The sequence below is a fragment of the Lysobacter sp. Root983 genome, from assembly GCF_001429345.1.
GTDB lineage: Bacteria > Pseudomonadota > Gammaproteobacteria > Xanthomonadales > Xanthomonadaceae > Lysobacter.
In genome coordinates, this window is sequence record NZ_LMJO01000001.1 from 35,608 (window position 1) to 48,381 (window position 12,774).

Annotated in this window: 14 protein-coding genes; 7 read left to right on the forward strand and 7 right to left on the reverse strand. The window is 68.4% G+C overall.

The genetic code is table 11. The features are described 5' to 3' along the window. Position 1: 1 nt before the first annotated feature. Positions 2-832, reverse strand: coding sequence for an alpha/beta hydrolase (locus ASE43_RS00180; RefSeq protein ID WP_057159072.1), 831 nt, complete (start codon positions 830-832; stop codon positions 2-4). A 186-nt stretch (positions 833-1,018) separates the two neighbouring features. On the opposite strand from ASE43_RS00180, the gene ASE43_RS00185 reads away from it, so the two are divergent. After that, complete coding sequence (locus ASE43_RS00185) at positions 1,019-1,879, forward strand: restriction endonuclease (protein WP_162258734.1); 861 nt, start codon at positions 1,019-1,021, stop codon at positions 1,877-1,879. A 42-nt stretch (positions 1,880-1,921) separates the two neighbouring features. Next, the gene (locus ASE43_RS00190) at positions 1,922-2,857 is read left to right on the forward strand and encodes a lipase family protein (RefSeq protein ID WP_157499591.1); all 936 of its coding nucleotides are present in this window, start codon (positions 1,922-1,924) and stop codon (positions 2,855-2,857) included. Between the two features lie 111 nt (positions 2,858-2,968). On the opposite strand, the gene ASE43_RS00195 is transcribed toward ASE43_RS00190, so the two are convergent. From ASE43_RS00195 to ASE43_RS00205, 3 genes are all read right to left on the reverse strand, one after another. Then, positions 2,969-3,478 (reverse strand): hypothetical protein, encoded by a 510-nt coding sequence (locus ASE43_RS00195; protein ID WP_057159075.1) that lies wholly within the window; start codon positions 3,476-3,478, stop codon positions 2,969-2,971. A 201-nt stretch (positions 3,479-3,679) separates the two neighbouring features. Next, positions 3,680-4,726, reverse strand: coding sequence for a pyridoxal-phosphate dependent enzyme (locus ASE43_RS00200; protein ID WP_057159076.1), 1,047 nt, complete (start codon positions 4,724-4,726; stop codon positions 3,680-3,682). 112 nt (positions 4,727-4,838) lie between these two features. Then, a complete protein-coding gene (locus ASE43_RS00205; protein WP_056174057.1) occupies positions 4,839-5,315 on the reverse strand; it encodes an Lrp/AsnC family transcriptional regulator in 477 nt (158 codons plus the stop codon). A gap of 116 nt (positions 5,316-5,431) precedes the next feature. On the opposite strand from ASE43_RS00205, the gene ASE43_RS00210 reads away from it, so the two are divergent. Continuing rightward, a complete protein-coding gene (locus ASE43_RS00210; protein ID WP_057159077.1) occupies positions 5,432-6,874 on the forward strand; it encodes a M20/M25/M40 family metallo-hydrolase in 1,443 nt (480 codons plus the stop codon). A gap of 28 nt (positions 6,875-6,902) precedes the next feature. After that, on the forward strand, positions 6,903-7,520 hold the full coding sequence (locus ASE43_RS00215) for a glutathione S-transferase (protein WP_056174061.1): 618 nt from the start codon (positions 6,903-6,905) through the stop codon (positions 7,518-7,520). Between the two features lie 48 nt (positions 7,521-7,568). Here ASE43_RS00215 and ASE43_RS00220 read toward each other — a convergent pair whose 3' ends face one another. Genes ASE43_RS00220 through ASE43_RS00230 form a run of 3 tightly spaced genes read right to left on the reverse strand, consistent with a single transcriptional unit; the run spans position 7,569 to position 10,173 of the window. Next, complete coding sequence (locus tag ASE43_RS00220; RefSeq protein ID WP_057159078.1) at positions 7,569-8,156, reverse strand: hypothetical protein; 588 nt, start codon at positions 8,154-8,156, stop codon at positions 7,569-7,571. A gap of 22 nt (positions 8,157-8,178) precedes the next feature. Beyond that, positions 8,179-9,636: a DUF2235 domain-containing protein gene (locus tag ASE43_RS00225; RefSeq protein ID WP_057159079.1), complete on the reverse strand. Its 1,458-nt coding sequence runs from the start codon at positions 9,634-9,636 to the stop codon at positions 8,179-8,181. Between the two features lie 12 nt (positions 9,637-9,648). Further along, positions 9,649-10,173 carry a hypothetical protein gene (locus ASE43_RS00230; RefSeq protein WP_057159080.1) on the reverse strand — a complete coding sequence of 175 codons (525 nt, stop codon included), beginning with the start codon at positions 10,171-10,173 and terminating at the stop codon, positions 9,649-9,651. Positions 10,174-10,602: 429 nt separating this feature from the next. Between ASE43_RS00230 and ASE43_RS00235 the strand changes: the two genes are divergently transcribed. The 3 genes from ASE43_RS00235 to ASE43_RS00245 all read left to right on the forward strand — a co-directional run bounded on the left by ASE43_RS00235 (position 10,603) and on the right by ASE43_RS00245 (position 12,773). Continuing rightward, positions 10,603-10,869, forward strand: a complete 267-nt coding sequence (locus tag ASE43_RS00235) for a DksA/TraR family C4-type zinc finger protein (RefSeq protein WP_056174068.1) — start codon at positions 10,603-10,605, stop codon at positions 10,867-10,869. A 201-nt stretch (positions 10,870-11,070) separates the two neighbouring features. Further along, on the forward strand, positions 11,071-11,556 hold the full coding sequence (locus ASE43_RS00240) for a hypothetical protein (RefSeq protein ID WP_057159081.1): 486 nt from the start codon (positions 11,071-11,073) through the stop codon (positions 11,554-11,556). Between the two features lie 164 nt (positions 11,557-11,720). Further along, positions 11,721-12,773 carry a hypothetical protein gene (locus ASE43_RS00245; protein ID WP_057159082.1) on the forward strand — a complete coding sequence of 351 codons (1,053 nt, stop codon included), beginning with the start codon at positions 11,721-11,723 and terminating at the stop codon, positions 12,771-12,773. The last annotated feature ends 1 nt before the right edge of the window (position 12,774 follow it).

Genomic DNA, 12,774 nt, shown 5'->3' on the forward strand with positions numbered 1-12,774 from the left:
ATCACAGCGACGCCAGGAAGGCTTCCATCTGGGCCGTGTAGTCGCCGGGCAAGCCCAGATCTGCGTTGATCTGCGCGTGGTTCAGATCCACTGGCAGCACGGTCGCGCGAGCGCCCAATGCGACCGCGCGGCGGGCGAACCCCTCGGCTTGCGCGCAGGACAGGCGACGCTGGCTGGAGCACACCAGCAGCATCGGCGCGGGTGCGCTGCGCAGTTGCAGGGTGGGCGAAGCCCGGCGCCAATAGGCGGGATCGCGGCCGAAGGCCTGGTCGTAGAGCGGCAGGTGCGGCCGGCGCATCAGGGCATCGACGTCGTACGCGGCGCTGTCCAGCGCCACGGTGCCGCGCCAAGGCTTGGCGCCTTGAGCCCGCACGATATCGGGCGCGGCGGCGAGCAGGGCGACCAAGTGCGCGCCAGCGGAATGGCCCATCAGCGCCACCCGCGCCGGGTCGCCGCCCCAGTTGGGGGCTTCCTTCTGCACATAGGCCAGAGCGCGCGCCACGTCTTCGGCCTGACTCAGCGGATCGGCCCCCGGCAGCAGGCGGTAATCGATGGAGACGAATATCCTGCCGTTGGCCAGGGCGTGCTCGGCCTTGTTGCCGACCACGCCGCGCGCGTCCTTGCTGCCGATCCGCCAGCCGCCGCCATGGACCATCACGACGATCGGCGCCTTGCGCGCCCGCGCCGGACGGTACACATCCAGGCGCTGAGCGGGATCGGTGCCGTAGCTGAGATCCGGCAGGTCGGCGCGCGGAGGGCCGGCGACGGAGGCAGTGGCGACCGCGACGAGCAATAAGGCTAGCGTGGCCAGACGGGTCGGGCTGAGGCGCATGGTGATCGGGTCCTGGGGCTTTGCTCGTCCAACGCGCCGCCGGGCGCTCGGATGACAAAACGCCACAGGGCTGCGCACCCAGCTTGCGGTCCGGACCAGCAACGAACGCGGCGGCGCGATACTCTGGACGGGCGGATGCGGCTCTACGCCCGTCGGCATGCACGGATGCGGTCCGAGAGGGGGCTCATGAGCGGACTCAAGCCAGTAACGCAACGCTATAGCGACGCCTTGTCCCGCTTGCGGTGGGACCAGTTCGAGGCCTTGCTGGCGGCGTACTACCGTGGCCAAGGCTATCTGGTCGATCACGTGGGCACGGGCGCTACCGGTGCCCGTTTCGACGGCGGCATCGATCTCAAATTGCGTCGCGACGATGCCTACCTTCTAGTCCAGTGCAAGCACTGGAATGCCAATCAGGTCACCCACAATGCGGTGCACGAACTGCTGGGCTTGATGGTCAACGAGGGCGCCACCGGTGCGATCCTGATATCCAGCGGGGAGTTCACGCGCGCCGCGCGGGACGCGGCTATGCGTCAAGGGCATGTGCAATTGATCGATGGCGCGGCCCTGCGCCCGATGTTGGCGCCGTTGCTGGAAGCCGCGAACCTCTTGTCGACGCAGGCTGGCGCGTCGTCGCCCGACTCCGCTGACGGCTGGGGCGATGATCCGGTCGCGGCGTTGTCCGGGCCGCCATCGCCGCGTACTCCATCGCGGGTACGTAGCGGATCGGTGCCGCGCCAGAGCAACGCAGGCTGGTGGATCGTAGCCGTGGTGGGCACTCTGGCTTTCGTGCTGCTGGTGCGTCTGTTGCTGGGACGAACGGAGTGGAGCGCCGGGCCTAGCGCCGAGCCATCCGAGCGCCAGTCCGAGGCCAGCGTGCCAGCCGAGCCGATAGCGGAATCCGAACCGGTGGTCATCGAGTGGCCGGCCGAGCAGGGTGCGCCGCCCGTGGAAGCCCCGAAGCCGCAAACCGAGGCCGATCTGCGCGAATCGCAACGCAAGGCCGACGAGGCCATGAAGGTCATCGAAGCCACGACTCCGGAAATGTAATTGCCTGATTTTCGCCACTATCCCATCACAAGGACGGATGCCGTGAACCAGAGTCTCAGTACCCCGACCCAGCCCACGCTCGACGACAGCCTTACGATCGCGTTGGCCATCGCCTCCAAGGCCGCTTACGACTATTACAGCGGCACACCGTTCATTTCGCCGCAGGGCTACGATCAGATCGACGCCTGGACCGGCTGGGACGCGTTCCTGTTCACCGGGTCGGAGGAGAAGTATGGCTTGGTGTTCCAGTCCATCGTGGACCCCGGGACTTTCATCTTCGCGTTCCGCGGCACCGACTCGGACATGGACGCGTACGAGGACGTGCATTTCCTGACCGAGGACTTCGTGCCCAGCCGCGGCGGCATCAGCCCCGCGCCGCGTGTGGCCTCGGGGTTTTACGGCATCTACGACGGCAGGGGCGACGGCATGAGCCAGTCGATGCGCGAGCAGTTGTTCTCGCTGATCGACCAGTACCAGCCCCAGCAGCTCTACGTCACCGGGCACAGCTTGGGCGCGGCATTGAGCCAATTGTTCAGCCTGGACCTGGCGATCAGTCAGCCGATCGCATCGACCAACATCAACTTCTCCAGTCCGATGGTCGGGATCGACAGCTGGCAGACCGCTTACAACGGCATGATCCCGGCCAGCGACAGCATCCGCGTCTACAACTATTGGGACTACGTGCCCTCGCTGCCGCCGTCGGATGTCGGTTACGCAGCGGTCGGCAGCGGCTTCCGTACCGCCTTCTACGTGCAGGGCGAGTGGTACCCGCATGTGCTGTCGCGCCATTCCATCGTCAATCTGACCACGGTGTTGAGCCACGCCCTGGCGCAGAGCCCGCAGCAATGGGTCGGCACCTTCGCGGATTATGTGGACGCGTCGCTGACCATGGTCAGCACGGCGCCGCCGATGGGTGCGGACGTGCCGTGGGCCGATCGCGTCGGCGGTTACATGGCCTCGGAGAGCGCTCTGCGCTGATGTCGCCCTCGTCGGCGGCCAGGGTGTTCGCCAGGGCGGTACGAGAGAACGGCTACGCAGCAAGGGCGGCCTCGCCGCCACCCTTGCTGCGAGCCTTACTGCGAGGAGCGATTACGGCAGCGGCGTGCCCTGATCGGCGATCGCCAGCCACTTGCCGCGGTCGTAGGTGTAGGTGACCCCGGTCAGCGCGCGCGAGCGGAAGCCGATGCGCGGGATCTCGTACACGGTTTCGTACAGGATGAAGGCGGAGCTGCAGCCGTCGACCACGCGATAGCGCTCGGTCCAGCTCCAGCGAGCTTCGCGGTTGCTGAAGTGGCCGGTGAATGCGTTCATGATCGCGTCGATGCCGATCAGGGTGGTGCCACTGCCGAACACCGTGATCGCGCGCTCGTCGTGCACGGCGCGGAAGGTTTCGGCGTCGTAGTCGCGGAAGGATTCCATGTCCATGCGCTGCGCGACTTCGAACTGGCGGGCGCAGATGCGGGTGATGATGTTGTCCTTCCAATCCATGCCGACATGGTGCGCATCGCCGGCAACGGCGCTGGCGGAAGAGCACAGGGTGATCAGCGTGGCGGTGACCAGGGTCGACAGCGGGGCTAGACGGAACGTGCGGGTCTTCATGGTGAGTACCTCCTTGTGGTGGGCACGGCGGACCTTAGGCCCGATGCCTGCCGACTTGGAGTGCCAATTAACCTGCGGCGGAGAGGGCCAATTCGCCGGCCACGGTCCGCGTACGCCGCGCGGCGGGCAGGATCGATCCGAATGGAAGGCACGATCTGTACGCGGCGTCCCGAGCTCGAGCCAAGTAAGCGCCGCCGAGGTTCAGTCCCGCGGTTGTTCGGTGGCGATCAGCAGGATCGTGCTTGCGGCGGACAGGCCGAGCGCGCTGCGGGCGCGGTCGTCGACCGTGGCTTGCAGCAATCCGGCCAGGCCGGCGGCTCCGGAAGGACTGGTGCGCGGACCGCCATGTTCATGCAGGCAGGCGGCCGCGTTGACCAAGGCTGACTCGTCGACGGCGATGGCGGCCGCGCCGTGGTCTCGCAGCACGCGCAGGGCGGGCGCCGATGCCAGGCCGCAGAAAAGCATTTCGGCGCTGGTGCGCAGGTCGCCGGGGATGCGCGACGGCGCGCCTTGCGACAGCGCATGCGCCACGCAGGCGGCCGCCTCGGGTTCCACCACGACCAGGCCCGCGGGCTGGGCGAGACGGTCGTGCAGGCCTTGCGCGACCGCGGCGGCGAGGCCGCCGACCCCGGCCTGGACGAAGGCGTGACTGATGCGGCCATCGCCGTGTTCGTGCAACTGCGCGCGCAGTTCGTCGACCAGCAGGCCGTAGCCGGCCATCACGTCGCGTACGACCGGGTCGTTCGGATCTTCGCTGGTGTCCGCGATCAACAGCCCGTCGCCCCGCAGCGCGGCGGTCTGGGCGGCATCGACGGCGTCGTCGTAGGTGCCGTGGACGCGCACGACCAGGGCGCCCAAGCGGGCGATGCGACGGGCGCGGCCGGCGTCTACGTCGGCGGGCAGATAGACCGAAGCGCCGGCACCCGCACGCGCCGCCGCGGCGGCCACGGCCAGGCCGTGGTTGCCGTCGCTGGCGCAGAGCAGGCGATAGGTGCCGGTCGCCTGCTTGCGCGTCTCCAGCTCGCGCAGCGAGGACGCGCCGATCGCGCGTGCCAGTGCGCGCAAGCCGGCGTACATGCCGCCCAATGCCTTGAAGTTGCCCAGCGGGCGCTGGCCCTCGCATTTGACCAGCACCTGGGCGACGCCGGTGTGGCGGGCGAGCGCGGGCAGGGCGATCAACGGGGTGGGACGGTAGTCGTCCCAGAGTTCGGCGATGTTCCAGTGCGTGGCGTCGGTGTCGGAGTTCATGCCGACAGTCTGCGCTCCGCGTGCGCGGCCTGGCCGCGTTGTGGGCGCGCGGATGCGGGAAAAACGCGCGCAAGCATCCGGCGACGCCAGCATCCGGCGCCGCGCCCGTGCCTCATTCGTCTTCGTCCAACGGTATCGGAATCGTCAGCCCGCGCTTGACCACGCCCAGGGCGACATTGGTGGTGAAGCGCTTCACGTTCGGGTTGTCGCCGACCAGTCGCGCCATCAGGGCGTCGTAGGTCTCGGTGTCGGGCGCGGTGATGATCAGCACGAAGTCGGCCTCGCCGGTGACGTAGAAGGCCTGCTGCACGTGTTCCTGCGCAGCCAGCCATTGCCGCAACTGGGCCAGCAGTTCGGGGCGTTCGCGTTCGACCTGCAACGAGACCACGAAGAAAGTCGGGCGCCCGACCTTCCTGGGGTCGACCACCGCTGCGTCGCGCACGATCACCCCTTGTTCGCGCAGGCGCCGCAGCCGGCGTTGCACCGCCGATGGCGACAGGAACACCTGTTCGGCCAGGCGCTCGGCGGTCTGGCCGGCATCGTCCTGGACCAGGTTCAGGAGTTGGCGATCGAATCGGTCTAGAGACATGCGGGGCTCCGGAGCTTGCCGACAACGCGGAAAAAAAGCGCGGGACTATGCCGGTTCGCGGTAAAACCGCGGGGCTGCGCTCCTAGGATGCTAGCTCCAAAACACAGACCCGGGCCATGGATTTTTCCGCATTGCAGCGTTTCATCGCCCACCGCTGGCAGGACGACCTGTTGCCGGTGCTGAGCGACTACATCGCCATTCCCTGCCAGTCCCCGGCTTTCGAGCCCGACTGGGCCGAACGCGGACATATGCAGCGCGCGGTGACATTGATGATCGACTGGGCGCGCGAACGCCTGGCGCAAGTACCGGGCGCGCGCGTCGAGGTCGTGACGTTGGCGGGACGCACGCCGGTGATCTACATCGAGATTCCCGGCGAAGGCGCGGCGCCGGTTTTGATCTACGGGCACCTGGACAAGCAACCGCCGATGACGGGCTGGACCCACGGACGCGATGCCTGGACGCCGTCTCTGGAGGGTGAGCGGCTCTACGGCCGCGGCGGCGCCGACGACGGTTACGCGGTCTTCGCCGCGATCCTGGCGATCCAGGCCTTGCGCGCGCAGGGGCTGACGCATGCGCCCTGCGCGATCCTGATCGAAGCCTGCGAAGAATCCGGCAGCGGCGATCTGCCTTACTACGTCGAATATCTGGCGCCGCGGATGGGGTCGCCCGCGGTGGTGGTCGCCTTGGACGCCGGCTGCGGCAACTATGAGCAACTGTGGCTGACCACCTCCTTGCGCGGTCAGGTCGCGGGCGCCTTGAGCGTGCGCGTGCTGGAAGAGGGCGTGCATTCGGGCGATGCCTCGGGCGTGGTGGCCTCGTCGTTCCGGATCGCGCGGATGCTGCTGTCGCGCTTGGAGGATCCCGGCAGCGGCGAGATCGCCAGCCCGTTCCACGCCCCGATTCCGCCTTCGCGTCGTGCGCAGGCGCGGATCGCGGCGCGCGCCCTCGGCGACGGCTTGCATGCGCAGCTGCCGCTGCATCCGGGCATGCGCCCCGTGCATGCCGACGCCGCCGAGGTGTTGCTCAATCGCGCCTGGCGGCCGCAGTTGGCGATCACCGGCCTGGACGGCCTGCCCGCGGTGGCCGATGCGGCGGCGGTGATGCAGCCGGCGACGACGCTGAAGCTCAGCCTGCGTCTTCCACCGACGCTGGACGCGCAGGCCGCGGCCGGGCGATTGAAGGCGCTGCTGGAATCCGAGCCGCCCTACGGCAGCGAGGTCGCGTTTCGCATCGACATGGTGTCGCAGGGCTGGCATGCGCCCGAGACCGCGCCCTGGCTGAGCGCCAGTTTGGAGCGGGCCTCGCAGGCCAGCTTCGGTGCCGGCCTGGCCTTGATCGGCGGCGGTGGCGGCATCCCGTTCCTGGCGATGCTGGGCGAGCGCTTTCCATCGGCGCAGTTCGTGGTCACCGGGGTGCTGGGTCCGCAATCGAACGCGCACGGTCCCAACGAGTTTCTGCATCTGCCGACCGCGCAACGGATCACCGCGGTGGTCGCGCAATTGCTGCACGATGCCCGCCTGGCCCACGTCGACGGTCCGGCATCGCAGCCAAGCGTCTAAGCGTTTCCTTCCTCTTCAAGGTCCTGCCATGAAACTGCTCTATCAAACCCATTCCCCGTACGCGCGCAAGGCGCTGGTGTTCGCGCACGAGGCTGGCATCGCCGACCGCATCGAGGTCGTGCACCACGAAACCAGCCCGACCTTGCGCAACGAAGCGGTCTACGCCGCCAACCCGTTGGGCAAGGTGCCGGTGCTGCTGCGCCCGGGCCTGCCGGCCCTGTTCGATTCCGACGTGATCTGCGCCTATCTGGACACGCTGCACGCGGGCCCGCGCTTGATTCCCGACCAAGGCGAAGCGCGCTGGCAGGCCCTGCGCGTTCAGGCGATCGCGCAAGGCCTGGGCGACGCCGGCATCAAGGTGCGTTGGGAGACGGTGCGGCGGCCGGAAGCGCTGCGCTATCCGGCGCTGTGCGAGGGCTATACGGAGAAGCTGGTGACCAGCTACGACTGGCTGGAAAGCGAGCTCGATACCGACGGCGCGTTGCATGTCGGCCATATCGCGCTGGCGACCGCGCTGAGTTGGCTGGAATTCCGCGCGCTGCCGGATTTTCGCGCGGGGCGTCCGCGCCTGAGCGCCTGGTTCGATGCCTTCCAGGCGCGGCCCTCGATGCGGGCGACGCCGTTGTCGGGCGAGACCCACGACTGAGTCTCGGGGGTAGGCAGGGCGGTCGCCTGGCGCCGCCCTGGGTCGGGCTTACTGCTCCAGCAGCAGGTACTCGCCCTTGGGCCCGTAGCGTTTGGCGTTCGCGTCCACGCGCGCGCACAGCGCCTGGCCGCAACGGCTGAGCGCACCGGACTTGGTCGCGCGCAGGATGTCGCTGGCGAATTCGGCGCGTTTGACTTCGCGACCGCTCTGCCAGATCAGATAACCCGCGCCGCTGGCGGCGAGCAGGGCGCCCAGACCCAGGCCGATCAGGCCGGTCCAGATCAGCGACTTCTGTTCGCGCTTGAGCTCGCGTCGTTGGTCGTCCAACTGCTGCAGGGTCTTCTCGGCATTACGCGAGACCTCGCGCAGCGCCGCGGCGGTGTTCTGCAACTGCTGGCCGTACTGCGCCGAGGCCGCGCCCACGCCCAGCTCGATGGCGTCGCGGGTCTGCTCGCCGACGCTGGCGACCAGATCGCGGGTCAGCAACTGGGCGTTGGTCTCCCAGACGTCGGCGGTGCGCTTGAGTTCGGTCGCGCTTTGGGTGAAGCGTTCGGTGGCCTTGTCGCAGACCACCTCGAACATCTTGGCGACGCCCATCAGCTGGACGGCGAACAACTCCAGATCCTGTTTCTCCATCGTGCGCTTTCTCGTCCTGCTGTCAGAGCCGCGGCGTCATGCGGCGTTCGGGGCCTTCGTGGCCGTTCGGCGGCAACGTGGGCGGCGTGGGCGTCGTGGGGTCGGCCGGCCGGTCCTGCTGGCGCTCGGGCGGTGCGGCCGCGGCCTGGGCTTGTTCGCCGCCGCGGCGTTGCAGGTGCTGGCCCTGCTCGGAGGCCAGAAAGCTGCCGCCGACCGCGCGCGCGCCGTCGACGTCGCCGTTCACCGCGGCCTGGCCCAGGCGCTGGAACAGCGCGCGGGTGTCCGCGGCGGCGATCGGCGCGGGCTCGGCATTGAGGCGCGGCTCGGGCGAGGGCCGCTCCGGCGGCACCGGCCCGATCGCGACCGGGCGCTGCGGGAAGCGCCCGTTCATGACCTCGTCGCGCGCCTCGTTGTTGTGCTGATCGGCCACGCGCTTGTCCCGTGTCAGCTGGGTCATGCGGTCGCGCTGGCCGTCCTTGTCGAAGTCGGAGGTGCGGTAGAACCACTGGTGCTCTTCGGAGCGGTGGACGACGTTCATCTCCGGCGCGGTGGGCACCGGGCGTTTGGCCAGGAAAGGTTGGTCGCTGAGCGAGTTGAGGTAATCGACCATCAGATTGCCGCTGCGCACCGACAGGCCGTTGAGCGCATAGCTGCCGCCGATGTCGCTGTGGGCGCCGCCGACGGTGACGTTGAGGAAGCGGCCGTTCTCGCTCACGCCCGGGTCCAGCACGCTGGTGGACTTGAACAGGTTGCGGCGTTCGTCTTCGGCGGTGATCTGAAAGCCCGACAGCACCGACGGCGGTTGGCGGCGGTCGTGCTTGCGCGGTTCGCCGGTGCCGACCGGATCGAACAGGGCCACGGCCTGCGGCACTTCGTGCGCCGGCACCAAGGGCTCGCCGGTGTAATGCACGCCCTTGAGCTTGCCGAACAGGTTGCGATCCTCCACGCGCTCTTTCGGGTCGCCGATGCCGCGCTCGTCGACCAGGCGGGTGAAGCCCGCCGCCTGTTCCGCGCCGCGGCTGAAGCCCAGGCTGACCACGCGGATCTCCGCCTCCGGATCCTCGGCCAGCCACTTCTTGCTCTGGGTGGTGAGGCGCACGTACATCTCTTCGACGCGGTCGTCGTAGGTGCCGCCGGTCATGCTGTCCAGACCGCTCTTGATCGCGCCGTCCTGGGTGCCGGGGCCTTCCATGTAGTCGACGCGGATGTTGGACATGCCGCGGCTGTTGGCCGCGGCGGTCTGACGCACCACGTCGGCGATGTTGGTGTGGTTGGTCGGCGCGTCCTTGAGCATGCTGTTGCCGGTGCCGTCGAAGGCGGCGATGAACAGCCGCTCGTGCGGGTTCGAGCTGTGCAGCAGCACCGGCGTGGACAAACGCGACAGCGCCTCGCTGGCCTGCTCGTAGCTGGCCAGGTCGTGCGCGTCGGCGGGGTAGGTGCTGACCCCGTCCGGGCCTTTTTTCTTTTTGTCGTCCGTCATCGCACTACTCCTTTAGTACGTATGGCTGAACACCAGGACCGGATCGTTGCGGAAGTCGCTGTGTTTGTTGCCGGGTATCTGCAGCTCGCGGGTATGGACCATGGCGCGCATGTAGACGTTGACGGTGCGGTCGTTGATCTCGATCAGGATCTCCGGGTCCTCGGCGATCACGCCGGATCCGGCGAGCTCGGCGCTGGGCACGTTATGGCGGATCACGCGGTCTTCGAACAGGCCGGGGATGTCGATCGTGGCCTCGTGCGCGCTGCCGTCCTTGGACCGCCAGCTCAGCTGCGCCGGGCCGGGGAAGTTGCGGATCGCGGCCCAGGGCGCGGCGATGTGCTTGCGGTAGTCGGTGCCCAGCGAGGCCGAGGACGGCGTCTTGGTCTCATCGGAATCGCGCAGGGCGTATTCGCCGTTGTAGAGCACGCTGCAGCCGAAGGTGTCGTAGGCCGCGGCGCCGAAATCGTGCTGGGCGAAGGTCAACGGCCGGCTGGCGTCGGTCTTGTTGGGCGCGACGTAGGCAGGTTGGGTGGACATGGCGGGTTGGCATCCTGTTACGAATAGGACGGAAAGCGCGAGCGCGCGGGCCAGTGCGGCCAGACGCGTACGAGGGGATGGCATCGGAATGCCGCGGCGGGCGGCGCGGGGCGAGGCGCGGTCCGGATCGGGACCGTCGTGGCGGCCGGGAGCGCTGGCGGATCCGCGAGAGCGGGGCGCCGAGCCCTGACCTGACTTTGGATCCATTCCCCTCCTCCCCTGGAGACCGTCGCCGCGGTCCATCGCCGGCATGAGCATCGCCCGATGGTAGCGCAGGCACGCTACCGACACACGCCGCCGTATCGTGAGAGGAGACGCAGGTCCGCTTGCGCGGTCGCGGCCGCGCCCGGGAGGCCGGTCCAGGGTCGAGCAGCGCTCAGCTGCGCTCGGCTATGCTGTTTGTCCCTTCCACCGCACCCGGAGGCGGCCATGGCAACCGGCTGGGCAGGCGACGGCGCCGTGCAGGACCAGATCGACGCCACCATCAAGGACGCGATCAAGCGCGCCCGCGACCAACTTCCGCAGGGCCCCGGTCTGGAGCGCTGCGAAGAATGCGACACGCCCATCCCCGAAGCGCGGCGCAAGGCGATCCCGGGCGTGCGTCTGTGCGTGAGCTGCCAGGAAGCGCACGACCGCGAGCAGGGCGCGGCCAGCGGCTACAACCGACGCGGCAGCAAGGACAGTCAGCTGCGCTGAGATCGCCTGCGCGCGCCGCGCCGTGGCGAGCGGGGTGCGGATGATCGGGTTCTCCATCCAGGACTGCGGCGGCCTGCCACGGATGCCGCCAGACGCGTTGCGGCGACAGCCGCGCGCCGTCGAACCCCTGCCTTCGGCACATACGCGCGCGCCGATCGGCCCCTATGATCCGGCCACCATCCGAACGCGGGGAGTTCCGGCATGTCCTCCAGTCTCAATCACACCTCGCGCTCGCCTGCTTGGGCGCAGGTGCTGCTGGGCGGCCTGCTCGTGGCCTTGGGCGACATGAGCTTCGCGGCCACGCTGTGGTTCGGCTGGGACGCGGCTGGCATGGTGCGTCTGTTCCAGACCATCGCGGTGGGCGTGCTGGGGCCGGCCAGTTTCGACGGTGGCCTGCAATCGGCCGGGTTGGGCGTGTTGTTGCATGTGTTCATGGCGACCCTGTTCGTGCTGATCTACACCCTGGTCGCGCGCCGCTACACCGGACTGCTGTCGCGCATCTGGACCTACGGCCTTCCCTACGGCGTGGTCCTGTACCTGGTGATGAATTTCGTGGTGCTGCCGCTGTCGCGCGTCAACGCCACGCCATCGCTGAAGCATCCGGACTGGATCGCCTGGAGCGTGCTCGCGCACATGCTGTTCGGGGTGATCTGCGTGGTGTTCGCCAGGCGTGCGCTGCGGCGTTGATGCGCCGAACCGGTTAGGCGCAATGGCGGCGCCTTGCGCTTGTAACGTTCATGGCGTTCCGACACCATCCGCGTGAAGTTTCGATCGTCGCGATAGCCGGCGCTTTCGTTGCCGGCGCCGTGCGCCGATAGCGAGCCGAGCCGGCCGCGTTCACAGGGGAAAGCATGAAATTGGCAAACAAGACGCGCGCGGCCCTGCTGGCCGGCGTGCTGCTGGCGTGTTCGTCGGGTGCCGGTCTGGCCCAGAGCTTGCCCGTCTCGCCCGCGGCCCAGTACCAGCCCCGCAGCGAACGCGGCGCGCTGGTGGCCGGCATCGTGCGCCGTTGGGCCGGCCATGTGCAACGCGTCTACGGCACGCCGCCGCAGCGCTGGGCGCAGACGATGGGCCCGACCTTCGCGCGCGCGCCGTTGGTCAATCTCAAGCGCGCGGCGTCGATGCCGGACTACGAGGCGATGATGGCGGCGGTTAGCGAGCCGTTTCCGCACATCGCCGAGACGGCGGCGAAGGCGCCGCCGGTTTCGGTGAAGGCCTTTTATCCGCAGACCGACCGGCTGCTCTACACCATGCTGTCGCCGTGTCGCCTGGCCGATACCCGTACGGTTGCGCGTCGTCTGTACGCGGGCGAGGCGCGCGTGTTCAACACCGATACCATGCTGACGCAGCAGGGCGGCGCCAACGGCGGCTGTGGCCTGCCCAGCGATGCCTCGGCGGTGACGCTCAACATCACCGTGGTCGACCCGGGCACCGCCGGCTACCTCACCGTGTATCCGACCGGCGGCGTTCGTCCGCTCGCTTCCAGCTTGAACTACCGCAATGGCGACATCGTCGGCAATGAAATCATCGCCCGCATCGGCGGCGACAACCTGCCCAGCTTCACGCTGTACAGCTATGCGGCGGCGGACGTGGTGATCGATGTGGCCGGCTACTTCAGCCCGACCAAGAACGAACCGTTGAACTGCACCACGGTTTACTCCTTGAACGTCACTATCCCGCCGGGCGGCACCGATGCGGCGATCACGCCGGCGTGTCCGGCCGGTTCCACCCTCAGCGGCGGCGGCTGCAGCTCGGTCGATCTGTACCCCTCGATCAACGGCGTGTACTTCCATAGTTTCGGACCGCGCGCGGACGGGCGTTACGCTTGCTACGCGCGCAACCGCGCAACCACTAGCGACAAGATCACGGCCTCGGGCATGTGCTGTCGCGTGCCCAGTCGCTGAG